This is a genomic window from Sorangium sp. So ce834 (assembly GCF_051521425.1).
GTDB lineage: Bacteria > Myxococcota_A > Polyangia > Polyangiales > Polyangiaceae > Sorangium > Sorangium cellulosum_D.
In genome coordinates, this window is the sequence record NZ_CP150351.1 from 11,401,240 (window position 1) to 11,427,814 (window position 26,575).

The 26,575-nt window shown below is 70.0% G+C and carries 10 protein-coding genes; all 10 read right to left on the minus strand.

Translation table 11 applies throughout. The annotated features are described in order from the left end of the window. Position 1: 1 nt before the first annotated feature. The 10 genes from WMF20_RS41955 to WMF20_RS42000 all read right to left on the minus strand — a co-directional run bounded on the left by WMF20_RS41955 (position 2) and on the right by WMF20_RS42000 (position 25,163). Positions 2-1,144, minus strand: coding sequence for a Gfo/Idh/MocA family oxidoreductase (locus tag WMF20_RS41955; RefSeq protein WP_437607276.1), 1,143 nt, complete (start codon positions 1,142-1,144; stop codon positions 2-4). Continuing rightward, on the minus strand, positions 1,141-2,331 hold the full coding sequence (locus WMF20_RS41960; RefSeq protein ID WP_437607277.1) for a cytochrome P450: 1,191 nt from the start codon (positions 2,329-2,331) through the stop codon (positions 1,141-1,143). Before WMF20_RS41960 ends, WMF20_RS41955 begins: the two co-directional genes overlap by 4 nt. A gap of 5 nt (positions 2,332-2,336) precedes the next feature. Continuing rightward, a complete protein-coding gene (locus WMF20_RS41965; protein WP_437607278.1) occupies positions 2,337-4,613 on the minus strand; it encodes a methyltransferase in 2,277 nt (758 codons plus the stop codon). 20 nt (positions 4,614-4,633) lie between these two features. Then, positions 4,634-6,796, minus strand: a complete 2,163-nt coding sequence (locus tag WMF20_RS41970; RefSeq protein ID WP_437607279.1) for a methyltransferase — start codon at positions 6,794-6,796, stop codon at positions 4,634-4,636. Then, entirely contained in the window at positions 6,793-7,902 is a 1,110-nt protein-coding gene (locus WMF20_RS41975; protein WP_437607280.1) for a saccharopine dehydrogenase NADP-binding domain-containing protein, read from the minus strand. Before WMF20_RS41975 ends, WMF20_RS41970 begins: the two co-directional genes overlap by 4 nt. After that, complete coding sequence (locus WMF20_RS41980; RefSeq protein WP_437607281.1) at positions 7,899-9,638, minus strand: ABC transporter ATP-binding protein; 1,740 nt, start codon at positions 9,636-9,638, stop codon at positions 7,899-7,901. The genes WMF20_RS41975 and WMF20_RS41980 overlap by 4 nt, the downstream gene beginning before the upstream one ends. 6 nt (positions 9,639-9,644) lie before the next feature. Beyond that, positions 9,645-11,408, minus strand: a complete 1,764-nt coding sequence (locus tag WMF20_RS41985; protein ID WP_437607282.1) for an ABC transporter ATP-binding protein — start codon at positions 11,406-11,408, stop codon at positions 9,645-9,647. Beyond that, positions 11,405-16,945: an amino acid adenylation domain-containing protein gene (locus WMF20_RS41990; protein ID WP_437607283.1), complete on the minus strand. Its 5,541-nt coding sequence runs from the start codon at positions 16,943-16,945 to the stop codon at positions 11,405-11,407. The genes WMF20_RS41985 and WMF20_RS41990 overlap by 4 nt, the downstream gene beginning before the upstream one ends. 141 nt (positions 16,946-17,086) lie before the next feature. Beyond that, positions 17,087-23,692 (minus strand): amino acid adenylation domain-containing protein, encoded by a 6,606-nt coding sequence (locus WMF20_RS41995; protein ID WP_437607284.1) that lies wholly within the window; start codon positions 23,690-23,692, stop codon positions 17,087-17,089. An 82-nt stretch (positions 23,693-23,774) separates the two neighbouring features. Continuing rightward, positions 23,775-25,163, minus strand: a complete 1,389-nt coding sequence (locus WMF20_RS42000; protein WP_437607285.1) for a salicylate synthase — start codon at positions 25,161-25,163, stop codon at positions 23,775-23,777. Between the last annotated feature and the right edge of the window lie 1,412 nt (positions 25,164-26,575).

Below are 26,575 nucleotides of genomic sequence, written 5' to 3' on the forward strand. Positions count from 1 at the left end.
TTCAACGCGCGCCGCTCCCGGCCGCCTCGCCGACCGCGGCGCGCGCCGCCGCGCGCAGCTCGTCGACTGCGAGCGGCTCCGGGGTCTCTGGACGGATGAGCTCGGGCATCCCGATCCGCTCCGTCAGGTCCCGCCACGCGAGCGACACGCCCAGGGCCCACTGGCCGCTGCGGACGCGGCGGGCCGGGTCGGCGATGTCGCCGCACAGGTCGTGCAAGGCGACGACCACGGCCTCAGGCCACGTCCGCGCAAACACGTCGTGATAGCTGCGCGTATCCTGGTCGCCCAGGATCGAGGTGCTCTTCACGGCGAGGCGGTCGGTGCCGGGGCCGCTCATGATCAGGCGCCCGGTCGCGTCGCGCGGCGAGTGCAAGCGCGGATTCCAAAGAACTGGTCCGTGCGTGTCGGCCAGGGTCAGCACGCCGGCATCACACCCGAGCGAGATCCTGTGCATCAACAGAGAGTGATTGTCTGGATCCTCCGGGTGGACCTGGTTCTGCACGCGGAGCGTCACGGGCACTCCGCCGATGGTCGCGGTGAGGCTCTGGAATGGCTGGCCCGCGGCAGGCGAGGACCGGTCACCTCGCGGCGCGCATTCCGAGAACGACCACGGTCGCAGCTCGCCCGCGGCGCGGCCGAGCACGTCGAGGAGCGGATACGCGACCTGGCTGTTGCAAGCGGCGTCGATGAACTGGATACGCTGCCGCTTCCTGAGGTACTCAGCCGCCGCGAGGAACTGCCGGATCGGGCGCACGTTCGGGTACAGCGTGTTGACCGCGTAGGCAGCGCCCCCTCGCTTCGCGGCCTTCATGCACGCGGTGATCTCCGTGGCGTGCACGGGATGCTCCTGCAAGACGTGGATCCCACGCTCGAGCAGCGCCTTGGCGAACTCGGAGCCGGGGCCGCCGGTCGCCCCCGAACGCACCACCACGCAGGCGATGTCGATGTCGTCGGGGATGTCCTCCACCCTGGTGTAGAGCGGCGCGCCGTAGCGCTCCGCGCACTCCCGGGAGAAATCGCTGCCACGCGCGAGCAGGCCGGCGAGTGTGAACGAGCCCTGCGCCGACGCGACGGCATCCAGGTAAATGCGACCGAAGGCCGTGCCGGCGACGACGACGCGCTTCTTGCCGGAGCCGGCGCTCACCAGGTCACCTGCATCGTGAGGGGCCCGCGGAAGAACGTCGCGGTCTTCCACTGGACGTCCGCGGCGAGACGAAGATCCGGCATGCGGGTCACGAGCGCGCGCAACGCTTCCTGAAGCTCGATCCTGGCCAGCGACGCGCCGATGCAGTAATGCATCCCAACGCCGAACGCGCAGTGCGCTCGCGCGTCTCGGTCGAAGTCGAGCCGGTCGGGAGCAGAGAACTTGCGGGGGTCATGGTTGGCCGCGCCGACCGACGCAAACACGGGCTCTCCCGCGCGCACGAGCGTCTCGCCGACCTGGACGTCCTCGGTGGCGTAGTGCGGGAACATCGCGGCGGACGCGACCGGCACGAAGCGGAGCATCTCTTCGACGGCCTGCGCCACGAGGCCAGGATCGGCCTTGAGGCGCGCGAGCTGCTCCTGATGGGTCAGGAGCGTGTAAATGAAGTTCGGGATCTGCGAGGACGTGGCCTCGTACCCTGCGATGAGGATGGCGATGCAGAGCTGGACCATCTCGCGCTCGTTCAGGCGATCGTCCACGTCGTGAGCCGCGATGAGCGCGCTCATCAGGTCGTCGCCGGGCTCGGCGCGGCGCAGGCGGATCAGGCCCATCATGTACTGGGACAGCTCGCCGAGGTTCCGCTGCGTCTGTTCTGCGGTCTGCGTGTTGGTCGAGAGCAGGGAGTCGTTCCACTCCTTGAACTTGGACTGGTCCGCCACCGGCACGCCCAGGAGCTCGCAGATCACCGACATGGGGATCGGCAGCGCGTAATCCCGCACGAGATCCGCAGGGGGACCTTTGGCCACCATCTCGTCGATCAGCTCGTTGGCGAGGTCGCGGACGTGGGGGCGCAGCTGCTCCACGCGCCGGTTCGTGAACGCCTGGGTGACCAGGTTGCGGATGCGGGTCAGCTCGGGCGGATCCATCATGACGATCCCGCCGGCGATGCGCGGGAGCGCCCTCGGGGCCTCCGGGCGCTTCGCGGCCTCCTCGCGGCTGAACCGCCGGTCGGAGAGCACGAAGCGGACGTCCTCGTAGCGGGTCGCGAGCCACGCCGGCTCGCCGTAAGGCAGCTTGACCTTGAGCAGCCCCGGCGTCCGCTGAGCCTCGGAGTACTCGGTCGCGAGCGCGATGCCGTCGAACAGGTTGAACGGATACGGGATGGGGGGATTCGGTGTGGTCGTCATTGCGATCATGCCTGTGATGCCGCCCTGGGGTTCGAGCGGGGATCGAGGCGCTGACGGCGAGCGGCCCAGTCCCGCAGCCGCTCGCGGTCCACGGTGCCACCTGAGGTGAGCGGAAGTTCATCCACGATGTCTATCCGGGCTGCGGCGCCCACGCGCTCGCCGAGGTGTGCAGAGAGGCGCTCCGAGGTCAGCGGCACCCGATCCGTCTTGGCCCGGGCCGCGAACACGCGATGGCCGAGCCGCTCCAGCGGGTGCCCGTCCCCGGGTAGCCCGAGGACGCGCTGCAGGCCGGCGCCGTCCAGCACCGCGTTCCATTGAGGCAGCGAGAGGAACGTCGCCTCCGTCTCGGCCCTGCCGTCGCTGGCGTCGTCCAGCATGAACGCCTGGGACGCCATCACCCAGAACTCTTCGACCGTGGGCTCGGTCAGGACGAGCCAGCCGCCGGCGCCGAGGAGCTCGCTCAGCCAGCGGACCGAGGCGTCCGTGTTCCGCGCAGCGTTGAGCACGCCCCCGCCGATGATCACGTCGAACGAGTTCGGCGCGAAGCCCTGTTCTCGCGGCGCGGCGTTGATGTCGTAGAGGCCGAAGCGCACGGAGGGATATCCGGCGAGCCGCGGTGCGGCCTGCTCGAGGAAATACCTGGATATGTCGGTGTAGAGATAGTCGACGTCGGCGCCCGAGAGCTCCGGCAGGAGCGACTCCGAGGTCGCCCCCGTGCCAGCGCCGACCTCGAGCAGCCGGATCGGTCGCTGCCCGGGCCACTCCTCGGCGATCCTGCTCACGAGATGGCTCACTGCGCGGTGCTGATACCGCGCGGCGATGCTCTCGCGATACAGGGCCCTGGCGAGATCGGTGCGCCCCTCCGGGAACAACAAGTGGACGGCCCGCACCGCGCCGGAGATCAGCTCCGGCAATCGCTCGGCATTGCGAAGCGCATAGTCGATCGTGCCGGTCGCGCCGACGGTAGCCAGCCATTCACCCTTCAGCTCCTCCCACCCGCGCGCGAGCGCGACGTCCGAGTACTCGCCGACCGGGCGTGCGGCGCTGAGCAGGTCGCCGTCCCGGCGCAGCAGCTTCTGCTCCGTGAGCACCCTGATCCAGCGACGGATGAGCGGCCGATGCTCGGCAGCGACCCGCGCCCGCGCGAACACCTCGTCCACGGTATGCACGGCGGCCGCGTCGGTGAACAGGCCGCTCTGGCTCAGCGCGTTGAGCATCGAGAGCAGCGAGGTTTGCCCCAGCCGCTCCACGGCTGCGATCGCCCTGTTCAGGTCGGTCCCGGCGAACTCGGCGTCCAGAGCGGCGGTCGCTGCGAAGATCAGGCGCTGTTCGCTCGCGTCCCCGTCGGCGTCGTCGCGGGCACGCTTCGCGGGGACCGCGAAGATCGCCCAGCTGTCGCTCTCGGACGGGATCACTGCCGCCGCCGCCACGCTGGGGCAGCTCGTCACGAGCTCGGCGATGCGCGCCGCTTCCTGCTCGGCCCTGCGCAGCTCGCGCTCCACCGACACGAGCCCGGCTCGGCCGGCGATCCGGTCGGCGAGCTCTGCGCCAAAGACGCGCCGCACGGCCGCGGACGACTCGGCGGAGAGCGCTCCACCGACGCCGGCGTCGACCACGACGCGTCGTAGCGAGCCGATGTCGGCGAGCGCGGCAGCGGGGTGAGCCACGAGGCTGCGCAGCAGCGTCGCGGAGAGGATCGCGCAGTCCGGAGCCGCTCGCTCGAGGAACGCCAGGGCCTTGGCCGGGTTCGCGGCCGCCGGGTGGTGGTGGACGGGGGCGCCGGCGCCAAAGCTCGCGAACGCAGCATCACCGCCGAACCCGGCCAGCGACGAGAGCACCGCCGTCCGCGCAGGAGAAGGGCCGAGCGCGTCGCGCATCACGGCCAGCGACTCCCAGAACACCCCTGCAGACCACACGAACGGTCCGCGAACGACGGAGAACGGCGCGTCGTCCGTGATGCGCGGCTCGCAGGCGCTCGCCGCATCGAGCGCGGACAGGTCGGCGCCCGTGATCGTCAGGACATCGCCGCCGTCGCTCGCCGGCTGCTCGGCGGAGAACCGCGCGCCGAGCAGCATCGCGGCCAGCCGGATGGGCAGGGCCTGCGGCACGTCTCCGGCGCTCCAGCTCAGCGAGCGGCCGGCGGCTCCGCGCTGGCGCAGCGCCGTGACGGCGCGGTAGGTCCAGTCGAGCATCTGTGCTCCGGTCCACTCTCGCCCGCCGGAGACCAGCGCCGCCCGGCTCCCGAGGCGCTCCAGCCCATCGATGATCTGTCTTACCGTCATGGCACCTCGTCCGGAGGTCGTTAACAGGCGGTCGCGAAGAACAGGTGCTGGCCTGCCACGGCCAGCGGTGAATCAAGCGAAGGAAGGACGAACCGCGGCGCGAAGGCGGACGCCGAGAGCTCCGCGTTCCAGCCGGGTGCATCGACGAACACCTGATCGGTCCCGGCGCGCCGGTCCTCGCTGCCAAGCGGCGGCGCGCCAGCCGGGGGAGACAAAAGGAACTGCATCGCCGTGAGGATCGCGAGGTTCTCTCGTGTGGAGTCCGTGAAGATGAGCCATCCGCCGGGGGCAAGCGCGCGGCGGATTCGGCGCAGCGTCCGACCCACATGCGCCGCGTTGTGAAGGACGTTGCCCGCGAGCACGACGTCGGCCGCATGCGGCTCCACCCCCTGCGCCGCGAAATCGGCGTTGATGTCGAGCGTGGCATAGCGCATCCCGCGGTGGCGACCGAACCGCTCCTGCGCTGCGACCGTGAACGCACGCGAGATGTCGGTGAACAGATAATCGACCGGCGCGCCGTCGAGGGCACGCAGCGCGGCTGCCGTGGCGAGCCCTGCGCCGCCGCCGAGCTCGAGCACGCGCAGCGGCCTGTTCCGCAGCTCGGCGCAGCAGCGCACGAGGTGAGCGCCGGCGGCGCTCAGGTACGCGGTGAAGACGTTGTCCTGGTAGGCCGCGACGGCGGAGAAGTCCTGCCGGTCGCGAAACAAGAGCTGCTGGATCGAGACCTCGTCGCGGACGAGCTCGTGCAGGCGGCGCAGCGCCGCCTGGTGGACTTCCGCCATCGCGGGCGGAAAGCCGAGCGCGGCGTAGGCGTCGGGCAGGTCTGCGGCCGCGCCGGCGTCCCGCAGGGCCCGTCGCCACACGTACCGATCCGCTGTCTTGCCGAGGACACCTCGATCCGTCAGCGCGGCGAGCCACCGCCGGACGAGCCATGCGTGTCGCGGCGCCGCATCCAGCGCGCCGACGATCTCCTCCGCGGTGCGCTCTTCGCCTCCCGGATGCACGGCGCCGCTCGCGAGGAGCAGCTCCCAGATGGCCCGCGAGCTGATCGCCTCGAGCCGCTGCATCGCCCCCGGGAGGTGCGCCAGCGCATCGCTTCCCGATGCTCGTTCCAGCAGCCCGATGAGCCTGAGCCCCGCCTCGTGAACCTCCTCGCCCGTCGGCGCGTCGGGAGCCGCACAGCCGGCGTCGTCGGCGGCGGCCTCCACGGCCGCCGCAGCCAGATCGGCGCTCGGGACGACGGTCGCGTCGGCGCGCGCCGCCGCGGGGCCGAGCGCCGCGAGGACATCGTGCCGGAGGCGGCACAACGTGAGCTGAACCTGAGCCTCGCTGACGGCCGCGCCAGGGCTCTCCCTCTCGTTGGCGAAGCTCGTCAGCTCGCCGCCGATCGCGCGGATCCAGCTCACGGTCTCACGCTCGGCCGGTGCGTCCGGTCCGCCGAGCAGCACGCCAGCCCCCGTGGAATGCGGGGTCCAGACGACCTGCCCGTGAACCCCCGTCAGCGTCAGCTCGCCGGCGTCGCTGCCCATGACGATCTCGACCGCTATCTGCGTCTCTGGCGACGCCTCGTTGCGCACCCGCAAGACGAGGGGCGTGCCCGCGAGGCTACCTCCGAGCAAGACGAGCCCGCTCGCCAGCTGCACTGGCTCACGGATCTGCCAGGGGCGCAGGGCGCCGAGCGCGTCTCCCACCAGGCGGAGCAGCGCCTGGATCGACGCTCTCGTGCAGCTCGCCGCGATGTACCTGACCGGCGTGCGCGCGCGGAGCGCCTGCGCTGCGCCGAGAAATCGCCGGGACGACGGCGTGGCGGAGGCGACCGCTGCCAGCCGGAAGGCGGCTCGGGCAAGGCGCGCCTGCCGCATGCACGCCGCGAGCTCATCGTGCTCGAGCGGCGCTTCGGCCAGCACAGCGCTCCCACGCCCCAGGAGCTCGATCGCGCGCTCGGCGACGGGCACGCCGTGTCCGGTCGCCGATACCCAGCAGCTCACGCCCGCGCCGGCGGGGAGCTGATCCGGCCGGGTCCAGAGCGCTATCCTGGCCTGTTCGGCGAACCTCCGGGCCCCCTCGCTGTCGTCGGCGAGCTGACCGACGAGGTGAAAGCGCCCGTTCAAGCGCTGAAGCGCGGCGAGGTGCAGAGGACCGAAGCCGGCGCCGCACAGCACAAGCGGGATTCCGGCGGTCACAGCGAGCCCTCCTCGGTAGCGCCGAGCGCGTCGAGCGACGTGTCCAGCAGATCGAGCGTGCTCACCGCGCCGCTCTCGAGAAGGCGGCCCACCGCCGACACGGGTTCGAGCACGGCCGCGGCGAAGTGGCGCCCAGCGGGCACCTCACCCTGGTCCACCGCCAGCGTGGTGAGCGCGGCCATGGTCCCGGTGAGCTCGGCGTTGCGCCGCCCGCGCATGACCAGGGTGCGCGTGACCGGGGTGCCATTTCGGAGGCCGTCGAGCTGCGCGACGAGAATGACGTGTGGCGCGCGTCCAGCGAGGTCGAGCAAGCTGGCCCGGCGCAACGCCGCGACCGCCTCGCGACGCTCCAGGCTGCGCGCGCGGTCGAAGGCCGTGAGGATGTGCTGGCCGGTGATGACGGTGTACCAGTCCCCTCGCTCGAGCCGGAGCGACGACGCGAGCCGCTCACCTTCCGTGTTGAGATGAGGCAGCAAGGTCGCCGGGCCAGGGAAGAACGGGACCTCTACGTTGCGCATCCGGGTCAGCACCCCGGAGCGACGTCCCTCCCGCCATGCTGCGAGCGGCTCGCTCACCCCGTCCGTGGCAGCCTGGAGGTAGTCGTGCGCGGCGACCTCGGTGAAGTGATCGAGCACGCCGAAATAGCTGAGCAGGCCCTGGACCTGGCTGAACGCTCGTTGCGCCGCCCAGCGCGGCAAGAGCGCGGTGAGGCCAGGCTGCAGCCCTGCTGAGAGCACTGCCACGCGCCGCCGGCGGCGGTGCTCGTCGCCGTCCAGGAGCGCGTACAGCGCGTCGTCGCCGGCGGCGTCCACGTAGTCGGCTCCTGCTTCCATGGCTGCCCGCGCCGCGCGGTCGGCGATGGAGTGCGATGGACCGGCGCAGTTGAGCACGATCCGGCACCCATCGACGAAGCGACGCAACGACGCGTCGTCCCGGAAATCGACGGCCTGATGCTCGACCGCCTCCGCGGACAGCTCGTTCGCGAAGCGGCGAGCCGCTTCGAAGTTGCGTCCACCGATGCGCAGCGGCCTGAGGCCGAGCGACAGGAGCCGCCGGGCCGCATGCGCGCCGACGTCGCCGTAACCGCCCAAGATGCAGATCGTCATCCTTCAGCCTCCACCAGCCGCCATCCGTGGGCGCGGCGGCGCTCGTTCCAGAACGCCGTGTACCGCCCGTTGCGCGCCAAGAGCTCATGGTGCGTGCCCGCTTCGGCGATACGGCCGCCGTCGAGCACGAGGATCTGATCTGCGGACACGATGGTCGGCAGCCGGTGCGCGATGACCAGCAGGGTCGATCGATCCATCAGCGTTCGCATCGCGCTCTGGATGTAGCGCTCGTTCTCCGGGTCGAGCGCTGCAGTCGCCTCGTCGAGCAGCACGATGGGCGCGTTCTTCAGCACGGCTCGGGCGACCGACACCCGCTGGCGCTCCCCGCCAGACAGCGACGCACCGCCCTCGCCGACACGGGTCTTCAGGCCCTGCGGGAGGCGCTCGATGATCTCGTCCACGCCCGCCAAGCGGACGGCCTCGCGCACCTCCTCGTCCGTGGCGTCCAGCCGGCCCACCCGGATGTTCGCCTCGAGCGTGTCATCGAACAGATAGACGTCCTGCATGACCAGCGACAGCTGCGCCATCAAATCTTCGGTGGAGAGCTCACGGACATCCACGCCGCCCACCCGGACCGAGCCCGCGTTGACGTCGAAGAAGCGCGCGATCAGCCGCGTGATCGTGGTCTTCCCGGAGCCGGATGCCCCGATGATCGCCGTCATCGTCTTCGGCGCTATCCGGAACGACACATCACGGAGCACTGGAGCGCCCGGCTGGTAGCCGAACACGGCGCCGGAGAGCTCGATTTCCCACGGGGCCGTGACGGGCTTGGAGCGCTCCGGCTCGGGGAGCGGCGCCTCGTCGAAGATAGCGGACAGCCGCTCCAGATCGTTGCTCGCCATCCGCAAGAGCCCGCTCCTTGCCGCGGCCTCGGCCAGCGGCCCCACGAACCTGGCGGCCAGCGCCAGCAGCGCGATCAGCTCGATCGGGTCGATGGACCGGTCGAGCGCGCGCACCACGCCGACGGCGATCAGCGCAGCGAACGCGAGCTGCACCGACAGCCCGCCGGCGAGCAACCTGGGGAACGTCTGGCGCAGCATCGACCCCCCCGCGACGCGCTGCGCCTCGATCGCCTCCTCCAGCGGCGCGTATCCCCCCGTCGCCCGACCGAACGCTCGCAGCACCTGCTGGTTGCGCGCGAACTCGACGACGCGGTTGCTGGCGAGCGCCCCCGCGGCGTCGACCTCCTCCTCGGTGCGGCCGATCCAGGCCGACGACCAGCGGTGCGTCAGGTAGATCAGCGGCGTGCAGACGATGGCCGTCAGCCCCAGCTGCCAGTCGAAGAACAGCATGGCGACGGCGATCGTCGCGGGCGTCAGTGTGCCGCTCACCACCGGCGTCAAGAGGTGAGCGAACACGTTGGTGACCATCACGGTGCCGCCCGTCGCGCTCCGTGACAGGCGCCCCACCTTCTCCGAGGAAAACCAGCCGAGCGGCAGGCGGGCGACATGGTCGCCGAGCCGGTTGTGCAGCGTGGTCAGGACGACCAGCGCGAGCGCGAAGCCCTTCATCGTCTGCTGGTATCGGGCGACGCAAGTCACCGCGACGACCGCGGCCAGAAGGAGCAGCCAGCGCAGCGCCTCGTCCAGTGCCCCGCTGAGCAACGCCTTGAGCACGGGCACGAGGAACGCCATCGCCACGCCCTGGACGACGGAGTAGACGATGAGCCAGCCGAAATAGACGTGCAGCGCTCTCGCGTGCTGCGGCCCCAAGATCTTGGTCAGCTCCCGGATCATCAGGCCTCACTCCGCGGCTGCGTCGGCAGCCGACATGTCGTTCTCGACATAAGATCGCCACATCCTGGCGTAGAGCCCGTCCGCGGCGAGCAGCTCGGGATGCGTACCGCACTCGCGCACGCGGCCCTCGTCGAGCACCACGATCTGGTCGACGCCCGTGATCGTCGCCAGCCGGTGGGCGATGACGATCACCGTGCGCCCGCGCGCGACCGCGGACAGCGCGTCCTGGATCTGCGCTTCTGACTCCGGATCCGCGTGCGCCGTCGCCTCGTCCAGGATCAGCACCGCGGTGTTTGCGAGCAGCGTACGCGCGATGGACAGCCGCTGCGCTTCGCCGCCGGAGAGGATGGCGTCCTCGCCGATCACGGACCGATATCCCCTGGGGAGCGCGACGATCCGGTCGTGGATCTGCGCGACGCGAGCGGCTGACACGACCTCTGCGTCGCTGGCCTGGGGCCGGCCGAGACGGACATTATCCGCCACCGTCCCGTGCACCAGCTGAACGTCCTGCAGGACGAAGCCGACCTGCCGGTACAGCACGTCCGGCGCGATGTTTCGTATATCCACGCCGCCGAGGAGGACGGCGCCGCCGGTCACGTCATAGAATCGGGGCACCAGCTTGGCCAGGGTGGACTTCCCCGCACCCGAGGTCCCGACCAGCGCGGTCACCGTGCCAGGCTTGCAGCGCAAGCTCACGTCGGAGAGCACGTCCCTCGACCCATCGTAGCTGAACGAGACGTGATCGAACCGCACCTCCGCTCCGCCGGGCACCTGCGGCGTCTTGCTGATCGGCAGCGACGGCTCGTCGAGCAGCGAGGCGACGCGGCCGGCCGCCGCCACGGCCTTGCGCTGCGCCGTGAGCCCCTGGTTCAGCGTCAGCACCGTCTGCGGGATGACCACTGCGACCAGGATCTCGGCGAGCAGGTCGATGGGGCCCACCCAGCCCTCCCGGATAAACCAGGCGCCGACGGTCAAGCTCACCAGGATGATCACGGGCACCGAGAGGGCCATCGAGGTCAGCGCCTCGAGCCGGAGCAGCGGCCTGACCCAGCCGGCGTAGCGATCGCTGAAATCGGTGACGGCGCGCTGGTAGCTCTGGTGAGCGCGACCCGTCTGACCGAACGCCTTGACGACCGCGATGCCGTGCACGAACTCGACGATCGCGGCGCTCACCCTGGCGAAGCTCGCATCGAGCTGCATCATCTTCTCGGCGAAGCCCCGCATCATCCACGCGTAGGCAGCCGCGTAGATCGGCAAGGTGGCCACCGCGAGCAGCGCCAGCCGCCAGTCCAGCCAGAGCAGGTACAAAAGGCCGCCGAGCGGAAGGACGATCGCCGAGACGAGCTCGACATCGTGGTGCGCGACGAGGTGGTGCAAGTCATCGAGGTCGTCCTGGACCGCTTTGCGGACCACCCCTGACGTCTTGTCGGAGTACCACCCCAGCGGGACTTCGCCCAGCTTGCGCACCAGCGCGCGCCGCAGGATGGCCTGCAGCCGATGGTCGGCCAGGTGAGTCACCCACAGCGCCGTTCCCATGCACGTCCATCCGAGGCCGAGCCCGACCACGATCGTCAAAGCGACCCCGGCGACCTTCCCGCGGTCGATCGGGCCCGACGCGATCAGGAGCCGCGCGAGCTCGGCGATCCCGATGAACGGAACGAGCGTCGTCAGCGCCCCGATACCGCCGAGCAAGATCCCGAGCCGCCTGAGCCCCGCGATCGGGCGGCGGAGCTCGCGGAGCGCCGCCTCCTTCGGTTGATTCTCTCTCATTTGACGCTCAGCGATGCAGCGATGTGTTCGGCCACGACGCTCACATGCGGCGGCTCGATGACGCTGAAATGGTTGCCGGGCACGTCGATCAGCTTGAACTCGCCGAGGCAGACGCCTTCCCAGAACGGCGCCGTCAGGTGCCCCACGCCTGCGGTGATGCCGAAGGACTGCTCCTCGCCGCACCGCAAGAACGTCATATCGCCGACGTAGGGCTCGGGATCGAAGCGCGCGGCGCGCATGCTGTGCCTGCAGGTCCGGAACAGCGCCGGGATGAGCTCGGGTCCGACGGGCACCCCAGCCTGAGCGGCGGCCGCCTTGGCGTAGCCGGCCAGACGCTCCTCCTGACTGCGCGCCGACTGCCTGCGCACCGCAGCGGCCACCGCGTCCAATCCGGGGTCTCCGCCGAGCTTGGCCATGGCGCCGGCGGGTATCTTGCGGTCGTACTCGACCATCAGCTTCTCGATGGCCCGATAGACGTCCGCGCTGTCGACGCCGTCGCCGAAGACGGCCTTCACCGGATCCAGGTTCAGGTTCGGGGCGAAGATCGCCTCGAACGCGAGCTCCTCCTCCGTCTCGATGAACATCGGGATGCTGTCGACCAGCGCCAGGTCCACCGACATGCCGCGCTCGAGCAGCCGCCGGGCCACCTCGGTGGCGAGCAGCCCGCCGAGGCAGTAGCCGATGAGCTGAAACCGCGTGAAGCCCTCGTCGATGAGCCGCTGCGCGTAGTCGTCGGAGACGCGCGCGACGAGCTCCTTCGGGGGGATCGCGAGGTACTGCTCGGGATCGGCGACAGCGAAGCCCAGGACCGGCCCCAGGTTCTGGGCCGCGAGCGCCCTCCCGAGGTGCTGGAAGTAGTCCATGGTGCCCAGCGCCGCGTGGAACATCACGCGCGCCGGCCCGTCCCCGCCGCCGAACGAGATGATCAACGAGTTGCTGCCCTCCCGGCGCGGCGTGATCTGCGCCGCCTTGCCGCCGGTGGAGGTCGCCTGAGCACACGACGCCGCGCCGCCCGGCGCGGGCGCGGCCCCGTCCTGCCGGCGCAGCGCGCGCGCGAGCGCGTCGACGGTCGGCTCGTTGAGCATCTGCCGCAGGAGCGTATCGTAGGCGAACGGCGCGGCTTCCGGCACTTCCTCGCGCAGCCGGCCTGCCACCCTGGCGAGGATCAGCGAGTCGGCGCCGCGATCGTAGAAGTTCTCGTCCTTGCCGATCCGCGCGACGCCGAGCGCGCTCGCCCAGAGCGCACACAGCCGGCTCTCCAGCTCGTCGAGCGTCGCGTCGGCCTCCTTCCCGGCGCTGTCGATGAACGCCGCGGGCCGCCACGCGGCGAGCGCCTTGCGGTTCACCTTGCCGTTCGCCGTGAGCGGCAATCGGTCGACGATCTGCAGATGAGCAGGCACCATGTGGCCCGGCAGCCGCTGCCCGAGGAAGCTCGTGAGCTCGTCGGTGCTGACCCGCGCCCGGTCGGTCTTGAAGCGCGCAGCGAACATGTGCATGCCGTACGCCGCCATCGGGTGATCGTCGTCCGGCAGGCGAAGCACCAGCTCACCGCCGCACTTCTCGATCAGGGATTGCCACTGCCCGGTGGACAGGAACTTGGTGGAGCCGCGTTCCCGGTCTGCGCCCGCGGGGTCCATCATGAAACCCTGCGTGAGCAGGACGTGCGGGAGGTCGGCGGTGGGCTCGGTGAACACCAGCCATCCCCCTGGCCCGAGCAGCTCCACCGCGGCGGCGACCGCAGCTTCGATGTTCCGGGTGCTGTTGAGCATCCCAGCGCACAGCACGACGTCCGCGGAGTTTGGCAAGAGGCCCTGCGCCCGGTAATCCTCGTTCAGGTCGAACTGTCCGAACCGCACCCAGGGACGCTCCCGGAACCGCTCGCGCGCCTCGGCCAGGAAGAAGGCCGTCAGATCTGTGAACAGGTAATCGACGTCGTGACCGTCGAGCATCGGGATGACCACGCCGCTGGTGGCGCCCGTGCCGGCGCCGATCTCGATCACCCGCAGGGCGGCGCCGTCGGTGCGCGCGGCGGCGATCCTGTACAGGAGCGCCGCGACGGCGTGGTTGTTGTAACGCGCGATGGCGTCGTCGCGGTACACCGCGAGCGCCACGTCGTGCTTCCCTTGCGGGAACAGCAGCTCGAACGGGTTCTGCACGTCCTCGAGCAAGGCGTGCAGCCGCTCCACGTGAGCTTTGTGGTACTGAACGAACTCGGGCGTACACAGCCCGGACCGCGACGCCAGCTCCTCGACCCGCCGCCAGGCGTCGTGGACCGCCGTCGCATCGACCGCCCTGCGCCGCACGTAGCGGCGGCTGTCCTCGTCGTAAGCGAGCCAGCCAGCCTCCACCAGCAGCCCCAGCCACCGGCGAACGAGCCAGTGATGGCGGTCGTGAACGCGCCCCTCGCGCAGGATCTCCTCGGCGGAGTGCGTGTCCCGCGGGCTCTCGAAGAAGCCGCGCTCGACCAGGGCGCCCAGCATCGACGCGAACGAGGCCTCGTGCAGCGCTCCGGTGACCTCGGCCACCTGAGCCGTGGTGACGCCGCCGACCTCCTTGTCGGCGAACTGCCGCGCGGCGAACACCAGACGGCCGAGCGACGTGGCCGGATCAGCGTCCGTGGGAGCGCTGCGCCGCGCGAGCTCGACGAAGCCGAGCAGGGAGCGATCCGCGTGATCCTTGCCGGCCACCACGGCCGCCGCGGCGCCGATCGCCGGATGCGCGAGCAGGGCGGCCTCGATCTCGCCGAGCTCGATCCGGTGCCCGCGAATCTTGACCTGACTGTCCTCGCGGCCGAGGAACTCGATGGATCCGCCGGGGAGGTAACGCCCGAGATCTCCGGTCCTGTAGAGGCGCTGTCCATCGACAGGATGGTTGAAGAAGCGCGCGGCCGTGAGCTCCGGATCCCCCAGATACCCCGCTGCGAGGCCGTGCCCGGTGATGTACAGCTCTCCAGGGACCCACACCGGCGCGTCGCGCAGCGACTCGTCGAGGACGCGGAAGCCCTGGTTGGCGAGCGGCACCCCGTAGGGGATGCTCGTCCACGCCGGATCCACCCGCTCGATGCGGTGATAATTCGACCAGATGGCCGCCTCGGTCGCGCCTCCGAGCCCGATCAGCGTGAGGTAAGGCACGAACCGGCGGATCTGGTCGGGCAGCGTGACGGGGATCCAGTCGCCGGACAGGAGCGCCATCCGCAACGAGCGGATCGCGACCGGCTCTGTCTGGAGGTAGCTCGTCAGCATCTGCAGCTGCGCAGGCACGGAGTTCCAGAGGGTCACCTCATGCTTCATGATGAGATCGGCCCAGTGGGAGGGGTCGGCGCCACGGTCGGGATCCGGCAGCACGAGGGTCCCGCCGAGCGCGAGCGTGCCGAAGATGTCGTACACCGAGAGGTCGAAGCCGAGCTGGGCGAGGCCCAGAACCCGGTCCGCCCCGGTCACCCCGAAGCGGCGGTTGATGTCCTCGATCGTGTTCAGCGCCGCCCTGTGGGTGATCATGACGCCCTTCGGATCACCCGTGGAGCCGGAGGTGTAGATCACGTACGCCAGCGCGTCGGGGTCGCCCGTCGGAGCTGCGGGGAAGCTTTGCGCGGGAGCCAGCGTGTCCACGTCGATCACGCGCAGGCCGTCCGGCAGCTTGGTCCCCGCCGAGATCCACGACTGGGTCAGGACGTGACGCACCGCCGCGTTCGACAGCACCTTCTCGATGCGCAGCCGCGGCTGGGTGGCGTCCAGAGGCAGGTAGGTCCCGCCGGCGAGCAGCACCCCGAGCACCGCAACGACCTGCTCGATCCCCTTGCTCATGACGATGGCGACCCGGTCGCCGGCGGCACAGCCGCCGTCTCGCAGCGCCTGAGCGACCGACGCCGCCCTCATCGCCAGGTCGCCGTACGTCAAGCTCCCGGCGTGGCCGATCACCGCCACCGAATCGGGGTTACGGGCAGCCTGCTCCAGGACCCCTCGGTGCAAGAGGGAGTCGGGCAGCGGACAGCTGGTCTGATTGACGCGCGCGCGCTCCTGCGCCTGCCATTCGGGCAGCGCGACCGGATCGACGGCATCCCACGCCTCGGGGCGCTCTGCGAGATCCGCGAGCAGCCGCTGCAGCGCGGCGAACATGTCTTCGATGAGGCCTTCCGGAAAGACGCCCTGACGCACGTCCCAGTTGACCTCGAGCCCGTCCGCGTCATCCATGACCTGGCAGTCGAGGTAGACCTGCGGCGTCTGCGTGACGCCGTAGCCGAAGCGCCGTCCGCTGCTGGCTCGCCGCCGTGGGCCGAGGCCGATGGCGCTGGTGAAGACGACCGGCATCAGCGCGGCCTCGCGGCCACGCCGTCGGGTGATCTCGCGCAGCGCCTCGACCCCCGTGAACAGGCGGTGGTCGAGATCGGCGAACATCTGGTCGCCGAGCCGCGCCGCCCACTCCTTGAAGCTGCGCCCAGACTGCGCCTGCACGTCCAGGAGGCTGACCGACGTGAAGTCTCCGACGATCCGGTCGACCTGCGCGTGCAGCGGCAGACGGTTGAGCAGCGTGAGGTTGAGGCTGAATCGCTGACGGCGGGTCCAGCGCTGCAGCACCGCCGCGTACGCGGCCAGCACGGCGATCGAGGCCGTGAGCCCTCGCTCGCCGGCGCGTTGCCTCAGACGCTCCCAGCGCTCGGCGGACAGACGGCTGTGGTGGCGACGGAACCGTACGGGTCCAGCATCCGCGCTCGACGGCAGCGTCGGGAGCTCGGGTGCGGTGGGCAGGTCGTCGACGCGCCCGAGCCAGTACTGGCGGTCACGCTGGTAGCGCCCGGTCTCGCGCAGCCGCCGCTCCGCGAAGATGTAATCGCGAAAGCGAAGGTCCAGCGGACGCAGCTCGTCGCCGCGGCCGGCAAGGATGAGATCGAGCTCCTCGAAGAAGATCCCCGCGCTCGCCCAGTCCGCGATCAGCGAATCCAGCGAGAAGTGCACGACGTCGCCTCCGCTGGTGCGGGTATGCCGCAGCTCGAACAGCGGCCATGCGGTGGTATCGTACATCCGGTGATCCATCTCGGCGCGGATGGCGCAGATGGCGCGCTCCACCTCGGCGGCCGACGCGCCGCGGAGATCCGTCGTCTTGATGTGATACCGAGGCACCGTGGGGAGAACGCGCTGGTAGCCGTCCTGCTCGATGACGGCGCGCAGCATGTCATGCCGCTCGATCAGCAGGTTCCATGCGTCGGCGAGGCGCGCGGGGTCGAGCTCTGGATACGTCACCTCCAGGTACCCGTGGCAGGCGACGCCACCGTAGCCGAACGAGCTCTGACGCCCCAGCAGGTATGCCGTCTGCACGTCGGTGAGCGGAAACGGCTCGTGACGCCCCTGCTCATCGACGGCCACGACCACCCCCTGGTTCGTGGCCAGAAAATCGATGATCTGCGCCTTGTGCGCGCGCAGCACCGTCATCTTCTCTTCGGTGAGCAAACCTTTGGGTGCACGGAACCGGAGCTGCCCTGATTCCGTCCACAGATCGACACCCAGCGTCTTCAGCTCTTCGATAATCCCTGCAACGGGCATGGATGAAGCTCCTGTAGCTTGTTGAGGACAAGCGTCACGTAAGATGATGAGCCGCCGGCGACGCGCTCTCGCGCGTCGCGGGGCTGCGGCGGCGCGCCCTCGCCCGACCTCGCGGCGCGGGCGGCGCCGCCGCGGATGCCGCTACAACACGCCCTCCTCGATCTCGTGGCGGGCCTCGTGCTCGGCGGCGAGCGCCGCTGCGACTTCGCGGAGCGTCGGTCCGTTGAACAGGCGCCTCAGGGGCAACATGATCGCGTGGCGCTGATTCACGGCTTCGATGAAGCGCGTCGCGAGGAGGCTGTCACCGCCCAGCTGGAAGAAGCTCTGATGCCGGCCGACGTTGGCCGCCGCCAGCAGCTCCTTCCACAGCGCAGCGACGGTCTGCTCCCATTCGCCTTGCGGGGGCTCGAGCTCCCGGGCGTCTGTATCGGCTTCGGCCGAGATCAACCGGATGATCTCGGCGTGATTGACCTTGCCGTTCGCGCTGAGCGGCAGCTGGGCCAGCACCAGGATCCTCTCCGGCACCATGTGGAGCGGGAGGCGCATGGCGACATGATCGCGCAGCTGCTCCGCGCCGAGCGCCGCCGGCGCCCCTGGAACCGGACCGTTCAGCCCATCGGCCATCGCGGCTCGCGCCTCCTCCGCGGCGGCGGCGACCACCGCGGCGGCGAGGCGTCCGGAGGCCGCCACGGCGACCGCGTGCCGCACGCCGAGATGCGACCGGAGAGCGGCTTCCACCTCCCCGAGCTCGATGCGATGTCCGCGGATCTTGACCTGGTTGTCGGTGCGGCCGAGGAACTCCAGCGTGCCGTCGGGCCAGTAACGCCCGACATCGCCCGTGCGATACCACCGCTCGCCGTCGGCGACGAACTTGCGCGCCGTCAGGTCCGGCGCAGCGCAGTAGCCTCGCGCCACCCCGAGGCCGCCGATCCACAGCTCACCGGGCACCCAGTCCGGACAGTCGCGGCCATGCGCATCCACGACGCGGAAGAGCTGGTTGCGCAAGGGATAGCCGTAGGGAATCGAGCGCCACGACGGCTGGACCACGTCCACCTCGAAGGAGTTGGACCAGATGGAGGCCTCGGTGGCCCCGCCGAGCGCGATGAACCGGCACCCGGGCCGCTGCGCGGCGAGCCGCCCGGGCAGGTCCGTCCTGATCCAGTCGCCCGAGACGAGCGCCAGCCGGATGGCGCCCGGCGGCTCCGCCGCGCTGCCGACGATGAGCAGCATGTCGAGCAGGGTCGGCACGCTGTTCCAGACCGTCACCTCATGCCGACGCACGAGCTCGTGCCAGCGCCTCGCGTCGCGCCGGGACTCCTCTTCGACCAGGACGAGCGAGCCGCCGGCCGACAGCAAACCGAAGATATCGTAGACAGACAGATCGAAATCCAGCGCAGACACGGCCAGGACGCGGTCTTCTGCGCCGACGCCGAAGCGTTGATTGATGTCCAGCACCGTGTTCAGCGCGGCGCGATGGGTGATCTCGACGCCCTTCGGATCGCCGGTCGATCCGGAGGTGAAGATGATGTACGCCAGCTGTTCCGCGTCGACCGCCGTCGGGCCCGGCGCGGGCGCGGACGCCATCGCCTGTCCGAAGACGCACGGGCGAACGCCCTCCGGCCAGCGCCTCGGCTCTGGGCCTGTGACGACGACGCGGACGCCTGCCTGACCCAGCATCCGGTCGCGGCGCGCGTCGGGCTGGTCCACCCCCACCGGCAGGTAGGCGGCTCCGGCCGCCAGAACGCCCAGCACGGCGGCGATCTGATCCGGCCCCTTGGGCAGGTTCACGGCGACGACGTCGCCTTTCGCCACGCCCTGCTGGGCCAGCGCAGCCGCGAGGCGCAGCGCGCGGTCCGCGAGCTGGCCGTAGCTCATCACGTCGGCCTCGCCCCAGCGCAACGCGACGCGCCGCGGTTGCGCGCGCGCCAGGCCGAAGAACGCTTCGTGCAAGCTCTGCCGCGGACACTCTCCTTCGGTCCCATTGACGCGCGCGCGCACTCGCCGCTGCCGCTCGGGCATGAGATCGGGCACGGGCTGGGTCCATTCGGAGCTGCTCAGCCAGTCCAGCTCGCGCAGGTACGCATCGAACATCGTGGCGATCAAGCCTTCCGGGAACAGGTCTTCGACCACGTCCCAGTTCAGGGCGATGCCGCCTTCGGCCTCGATCACCTGATGGTCCAGCCACACCTGCGGGGTCTGCGTCAGGCCCCACACCTGTTTCCTGAACGGGCCGCTGGCCGGCGCCGCGGTGCCGCCGGGGACGCCGAGCGCGCTCGTGAACACCACGGGCATGGTCAGGCTCGGCGCGCCGCTCGATCTGGCCAGCTCGCGGACGAGCGAGATGCTCGAGACGTCGCGATGGTCCAGCGCATCGCCCAGCTCCTGCTGCACACGCCGGGCGCGCGTCGCCCAGCTTTCGCCGGGAGCGGGCCGGTATCCGATCAGCGTGAGCGAGGTGAAATCACCCATGACCCTGTGGATGTCGGGGTGCACCTCGCGACGATCGAAGAGCGTCAGGTTGAGCGTGAGGTCGGGGCGGCTGCACCAACGGCTGAGCACTTCAGCGAACGCCATGAGCAGCACCGTGGACGGGGTGACGCCGTGCTCGCCCGCGCGCTCGACGATGCGGCGCCACGCCCGCGCGTCGACGCTGCCCTCGTGGCGGGTGAAGCGCGGCCGCCCGACCTCTGCCGGATCTTTCGCTAGCGGCAGCTGCGGCGCCGGCGGCAGCTCAGGCAGCTTCTTCGCCCAGTAGGCCCGCGCGGCGGCGAGCGCCTCCGACCCCGGAGTGCACGTCAGCACGTAGTCACGGAAGGACATCCCGATCGGCGGCAAAGCAGCGTCAGGCGCCTCGTAGAGCGCGGTGAGCTCGACGTAGAACGTGAGGATGCTGAGCGCGTCGAGGACGAGGTTGTCGAGGCTGATGCCCAGGCGCGTCCGGTCGCCCGACCGCACCGCGCGCATGCCGAACAACGGCCAGCGGGTCGGCTCGAAGACCTTGTGCGACCAGTCGCGCCGCAGCTCATCGTGGGCCTGCGCAGGGTCTTCGCCGGCATCGACGACCTCGATCGTGAACCGCGGCACCTCCGCGAGGATGCGTTGCTGGCCCTGCTCATCGAAGACGGCGCGCAGCATCTCGTGGCGCTGAACCAGGGCGTTGACGGCCGCCTCGAGCCGCGACACGTCGAGGTCGACGACGTCGTACTCGCGGTAGAACTGGCAGCCGACGCCCCCGAGCGTGAAGCTCTCGTCACGGCCCAGCCAGTAGGCCCGCTGCACCTCCGTCGGCGGGAAAGGCTGGTGGCGGTTCTCCGGATCGGCGACCAGGGTCGGCAGCGTCGGAGCGCTCTCGCCGAGCCTCACCGTGGCCGCGAAGTCGGCCAGCGTCGGATGGGCGAACAGCTCGGCCAGCTTGACGTCGGCGAGGCCGACCTCGCGCAGCCGGCGCACCAGGCGCGTCGCCAGGAGGGAGTCGCCGCCCGCGGCGAAGAAGTTGTCCTCGCGGCCAACCTCCGGCAGCTTGAGCAGCTCGGCCCAGACGCCGGCGACCCGGCGCTCCACCTCGCCGACCGGCGCAGTCACGGTCGCCTTGGCCTGCACGGCGACCGCGTTCACGGCTCGCTGCAAGGCTTTGCGATCGATCTTGCCATTGGGCGTGAGCGGCAAGCTCCTACAGCGCCACAGGTGGTCCGGCACCATCACGGCCGGCAGGCGATCGGCCAGGAACTGACGCAACGTCGCGAACTCCGGCGGCGGCTGCCGCAGGTCGATGAGCTCGCCTGCTTCAGGCAGCTCGATCGTCGGATCGTCCGGCGTGATGACGGCGAAGAGCCCTCGCTCACCCAGCACCGCGATGGCCTGTCCGACGCCGGCATAGCCGCCGACCGCCGCCTCGATCTCGCCGAGCTCGACGCGGTGCCCGCGCAGCTTCACCTGGAAGTCGGCGCGCCCGAGGAACTCCACGCTGCCGTCGGCCCAGTAACGCGCGCGGTCGCCCGTGCGGTACCAGCGCGTCCCCTCCACCTGGAGGAACTTCTGCGTCGTCCGCTCGCCGTCGCCGCGATAGCCGCGAGCCACGCCGGCGCCGCCGATCCAGAGCTCGCCCGGGACGAAGTCCGGACAGTCGCGCCCCAGAGGATCGACGACGCGCAGCTGCACGTTGCCGAGGGGCTTGCCGTACGGCACCGACTTCCAGTGCGGAGGCACCTCGGTGACCTCGCAGATCGTGGAGTGGATCGCGGTCTCGGTTGTACCCCCCAGAGCGATGAAGCGGCAGCGCGGGGCGTATTGCGCCAGGCGGCCCGGCAGATCCAGGGTGACCCAGTCGCCGCCCAGGAGCACCGCGCGGAGCGCCACCGGACCGGAAGCGTCGCCGGAGGCGGCGAGCGTCACGTCGAGCAGGGCCGGCACACAGTTGAGGATGGTCACGCGATGGCGGCGCAGCAGATCGACCCAGACCCCAGCGTCGCGACGCGTCGACTCCTCAACGCAGACCACGGCGCCGCCGACCGACAGCGGCGCGAAGATGTCGTACACCGACAGGTCGAACTCGAGCGCCGACAGCGCGAGCGTCCGATCGGCCGCGCCCAATGCCAACCTCTGGTTCAGATCTTCGATGGTGTTCATCGCCGCGGCGTGGGTAATTTCCACGCCTTTCGGCTCGCCCGTCGACCCTGAGGTGAACAGGATATAGGCGAGCTCGGAGTCCTCGCCGGCCAGCGGCTCCGCCAGCGATGCCTGGCCCTCCGGGATGCTGTCGAGCACGATGGCGGCGCCGGCGGCGTCGAGGATGCGCTGACGGCGCAGCGCGGGTTGATCGACGCCGATCGGGAGATAGGTGGCGCCCGCGGCCAGCACGCCCAGAACGGCGACGATCTGGCTCGGCCCCTTGGGGAGCTGGATCGCCACCACGTCGCCCGCGCTCACGCCGCGCTCGCGCAGGTAGCCTGCGACGCCCAGCGCGCGCTGCCGGAGCTCCCCGTACGAGATCTGGCCGTCGTTGCCCCACAAGAGAGCAGGCGCCTCTGGCTGTCGCTTCGCGAGCTCGAAGAAACCGTCGTGCAGGCGCTTGCCCGAGACCGGCGTGCGGGTGGCGTTGGCGGCGGCGCGCACCTTCAGCTGATCTGCCGGGAGCAGCGCGGGCACGGGCTGCCGCCACGCTTCCTCATCCGAGAGCAGATGCTCCAGCAGCCGACCATGCGCGTCGAACATCGCGTCCAGCACGCCCGGCGCGAAGGCGTCCTCACGCGCATCCAGGTTGACCAGCAAGCCGCCGTCGAGCTCCGTGACCTGCGCGTCCAGCCACACCTGCGGCCCCTGGGAGATGATCCAGGACGCCCTCCCGAAGTGCTGCTTCACGGCCTCCGGAAACAGCTCGCCCAGGCCGAGCGCGCTCGTGTACACGACAGGCGCCAGCACCTGCTCGCCTCGAAGCCGCGAAAGATCGCGCAGCACCTCGACGCCGGAGTAGCCCACGTGCTCGGCGTCCGCATGAAACTGGGCCTGCAGGCGCAGGGCGCGTTCAGCGAACGTGCCGGGCGCTGCGCCGTCCCATGCCAGGAGCACCGAGGAGGTGAAGTCGCCGACCAGCATCCCGACGTCCGGGTGCAAGGGCGCCCGGTCGAACATCGGCAGGTTCATCAAAAACCGCGGCTCCGCGCTCCAGGCGGTGAGCATCTCCGCGAACACCGCCGCCATCGCCATGGCCGGCGTCAGGCCATGACGCGCCGCCAGAGACGCGAAGGCGCGCACCTGCTCCGGAGCGAGCCAGCGATGACGCCGGACCACCGTCGTGGCGCCGACGTTCGCGTGGTACGGCGCGGCGGGCAGCTGCGGGGCCGCCGGAAGCTCGCTCAAGCGAGCTTGCCAGTACTCTCGGTCGGCGGTCCGCGACCGCACGCCCTTGACGCTCGCGCGGCTGGCGTCGCGTTCGGCCAGGTAGCGCGGGTAGCTGTAGTTGATCGGAGGCAGCGGCTGCGATCCGGCGTAGAGGTGCGCCAAGTCCGCCAGCAGCACGCGCAGGCTGAGCGCGTCGGCGGCCACCATGTCCAGGTTCACGTGCAGGCGCGTGCCGCCCGCGCGGATCGCGTCCGGCAACAACGAGATCTGGATGTCGAACACCTCGCCGGCAGCCAGATCCATCCTCCGGTGCGACAGGGTGCGGCGCAGCTCTTCCAGCGCTCGCCGCGCCGCATCGGCCGACAAGGCACGGAGGTCGTGGACCTCCAGCCCACGCCAGCGGCCGTCGGACGGGATCTGCTGCCGGCCGTCGCCGAGGATCTGCACGCGCAGCATGCCGTGCCGCTCGATCAGCTTTCGTATGGCAGATTCCAGCCGTGCAGGCTCGACCCCTTCGCCATCGAATTCGTTGTAGAAATGCGCAGCGACATCGCCCAGCTGCTGGCCTTGCTGGCGTCCGATCCAGTACGCGTGCTGCATCAGCGCGAGCTCGAAGGGCGCCGCCTCGTCGATCGTGGTCGCGGCGGGCGAACGCTCGTCGCGTTCGCCCTTGCTACAGCTTCGCGCTCCGATCAGCGCCTTCCACGCGGACACCCGCGGGTTCGCTAGAAGCTCGGCGAAATCGACCTCGATGCCTTGCCGCCGCCACCTGCCGGCGAGACGCATCATCGTGATCGAATCCATCCCGAGCTCGATCAGGTTGCTGTCTTCCTGAACCGTCTCGGCCATCACGCCGAGCATGCTCGCGACCGTGTCCCTCAGATCGGATGAGGCGATTTCCTCGTGCATTCGCTGTGTTTGTTCGTGCATTGGCTGACTCACGCGACGGCAAGCTCAAGATCGGAGCACCGCATCTCCTGCATCACACCCGCTAGCTGGCGAACTCCGACGGCACGAGGTGGCGCGCCACGCTCTGGAGCTTCTCGCAGGTCTCCTCCAGCTCTCGCTCGGGCGTCGACTGCGCCACGATCCCGGCGCCCGCGCGGAGCCACACGCTGCTCCCCCGCTGGAAGATCGTCCGCAGCACCAGCGCTGCATCCATCGCTCCGTCGTGGTCTACCGTCAGGACCGCGCCCGAGTAGAGGCCGCGGCTCTCCGCCTCGTGCCTTCGGATCCAGTCGACCGCCTCCCTCTTGGGGATCCCCGACGCGGTGATGGCAGGGAACAGCACCTGGAACGCCGTCCAGGCCGTGTTGCCCGCCTCGAGCATGCCTGAGAGCCGTGAGGCGAGGTGCTGAACGGTCCCGCGGCGCGATACCGCCATGAACTCGTTCACGGTCACGCTCCCCTCCTTGCAGACGCGGCTGAGCTCCTCGAACGCCAGCTTCACGGACATCGCGTGCTCGGCCAGCTCCTTCGAGTCGCTGAGCAGCTCCGCTCGCAAGCGCGCGTTTTCATCGTCATCCGAGACGAGCGCCCGGGTCCCGGCGAGCGGCTGTGTCATCACCTGCCCCTCGGCGGTGACCTCGAGCACGGTCTCCGGACTGAACCCGGCGAACTTCAGATCGCGGCAGTTGACCACGAACGACCGGGCAGGGGTGTTCTGGCGCCGCCCGGCGACGTAGGTCGCGATCAGATCGACGGGCGCGGGGATCGGGACGACCCGCGACGCGATCACCTTGTGGAGCTTGCGCGCCGCGATCTCGTTCGTAGCCGCGGCCACCAGCTCCTTGTACTTCGCTGCGCCGGTCGTCTCGAGCACCGTGACGGGAAGGACCTGGGGCGAGGGGACCGGGGGCAGACCGGCGACGTCCGTCGTCTCGCGCGTCTCGCGCGCATGGCGGCGGTCCGAGGACGCGAGGACGTCCACCATCCTCTCGAGCTCGTCCGACGTCAGCGCTCGAACCAGCGCCGCACCGCGCCGCAGGCGGATCTCGACCTGCGGGATGGTCAAGTGAAGCAACGGCTCTGCGCCGTGGTTCGCCTCGATGCCGTGCAGCAGGTACGCGAACTCGAACGAGGCGGTGCCGTACGCGCGCCAGCCACGGAGCGGGATCGACGCGAGCCCCGCCTCGACCGCGGCGAGGCAGTCCCCGCCGGTCCAGCTCTGCTTTCCCGCCGGATCGAGGCGGTGCACGCCGTGCACGTCGGCGGTGAGCTCGAAGGCTGCGCCGAGGGCGACGCTCCATTCGCCGTCGCGCTCGTACACGAAGTACGTCGTGTGCAGGCCCGATTTGGCGAGCGCCGCCGCCAGATCGATGGGGTCCGCGCCGATCGAGACGTGGCGCTCCACGTAGTGCCGTTGATGAGACGCGTTCATGCTCGCCCCGCACGTGAAGGATGCGATCCTGCCGACCATCGACCGGCGACATGCTCTGACGGCTCGCGCCCTTCGACCATGCCTGCGCTGGCATCGGACCCATGAGCGAACGCGCCGGCGGCCTCACCATGTACGAGGCCGCGCTGGATCGGGTCGGGAACGAGGCTCTCTCCGTTGGTATTCCTCGGAGCGGAACAGCCGCCGGCGGATGCGCTCCGTCGCTCTGCATTGCTCCTGTCGTTATTGCAGTATTGTTGCATTTGAAGCATATGTCACCTCTGGTACGAGAGGCCGCGCAAAAGACGTCGATCGCGAGAGGTGCACGCGAGCCTTGAAGATCGCGTCACCGCTCGCTCCGCACAGTGTTCCGAACGCGAGGCACGGCGTCGGTCGCGCCCCGATTCGCGCTCGAATGACGAGCCTACAAATCGGGACGAGGTGCCACGGTAAACGCGTCGACCGAGCGGCAGATGGTCGAAGCGTTCTTCTTCGTGCGCCTTGCAGCATCGACCTGCGGGCCCTGCGAGCGCCCGAGAGTCGCAGGCCAACGCGGTCGTTCTCCTCCAGACGAGCTTCTCGTCAAAACACGACGACACGACGTCGTCAGCCCCCCCGCGGGCCGCGCGCCGGTGCTTACGCCGCCATGTCATCGACAGCTATCGCAAATGTTCCCCTCTCTGCTCGCGAAGCCACGCTCGTGGAGCATGGCCTCGAAGCGCACCTACGCTCGAAATGTGTGGACTACATCTTGAATATGCATACGCATTGCATATACATATGAATTGCATCAACGTCAAGGCGGACGACCGACGATTCCGCGCGGCGAGCGCGCTGCCCGAAGGACTCCTGGGCCGAGCTTCCGTCAGTTGATTGGAATTCCGTCGCTCAGGCCAAATTCGAGTCGATATCAAAAAGCCTAGCGGATGGCGCGCTCCCCCCGTCGTCCCTGCGTCGCACCCTCGGCCTAGTCGACGAGGGCGCCCTGCCGCAGCGACACCTGATCGCCATCAATCCCTCATCCTCGTGACGCTCGGCGGAGCCTCGGCGGGGCGCGTCCCTCTCTACCTTCGATGCGGGCCTGCCACCCACACGTTGTCCTGCGGCGAGCGCTCGAACGAGGGCCACGCGTCGAAGACGACAAACCGGGCGGCGCTCTCCAATTTTGCCGGCACGCGGGCCACGCGCGGCGGAGTCTCTTCGTCGTAGAAGCGCTGAACGACCTCGAACGTGCGGGAGACAGGCCGCCATCCGCCCCCCTCCCACTGCAAGCGCTCGCCGCGGGCTTCCAGCGCGCCGCCGTCGACCATCGCGACGGTCACATCCGAAAGCGCAGGGGGGCCCAGGAGGCGGTCGGCCATGACCGCGCCTGCTGCCTTTGCGAGCGCGTCTCGGACCGTGTCTCCGGAGCGGAC

Bases quoted from the DNA above. Each gene is read 5' to 3' on its own strand.
- WMF20_RS41960 (WP_437607277.1), bottom strand. From the start codon at position 2,331: ATGACGACCACACCGAATCCCCCCATCCCGTATCCGTTCAACCTGTTC.
- WMF20_RS41965 (WP_437607278.1), bottom strand. From the start codon at position 4,613: ATGACGGTAAGACAGATCATCGATGGGCTGGAGCGCCTCGGGAGCCGG.
- WMF20_RS41975 (WP_437607280.1), bottom strand. From the start codon at position 7,902: ATGACGATCTGCATCTTGGGCGGTTACGGCGACGTCGGCGCGCATGCG.
- WMF20_RS41980 (WP_437607281.1), bottom strand. From the start codon at position 9,638: ATGATCCGGGAGCTGACCAAGATCTTGGGGCCGCAGCACGCGAGAGCG.
- WMF20_RS41985 (WP_437607282.1), bottom strand. From the start codon at position 11,408: ATGAGAGAGAATCAACCGAAGGAGGCGGCGCTCCGCGAGCTCCGCCGC.
- WMF20_RS41990 (WP_437607283.1), bottom strand. From the start codon at position 16,945: ATGCCCGTTGCAGGGATTATCGAAGAGCTGAAGACGCTGGGTGTCGAT.
- WMF20_RS41995 (WP_437607284.1), bottom strand. From the start codon at position 23,692: ATGCACGAGGAAATCGCCTCATCCGATCTGAGGGACACGGTCGCGAGC.
- WMF20_RS42000 (WP_437607285.1), bottom strand. From the start codon at position 25,163: ATGAACGCGTCTCATCAACGGCACTACGTGGAGCGCCACGTCTCGATC.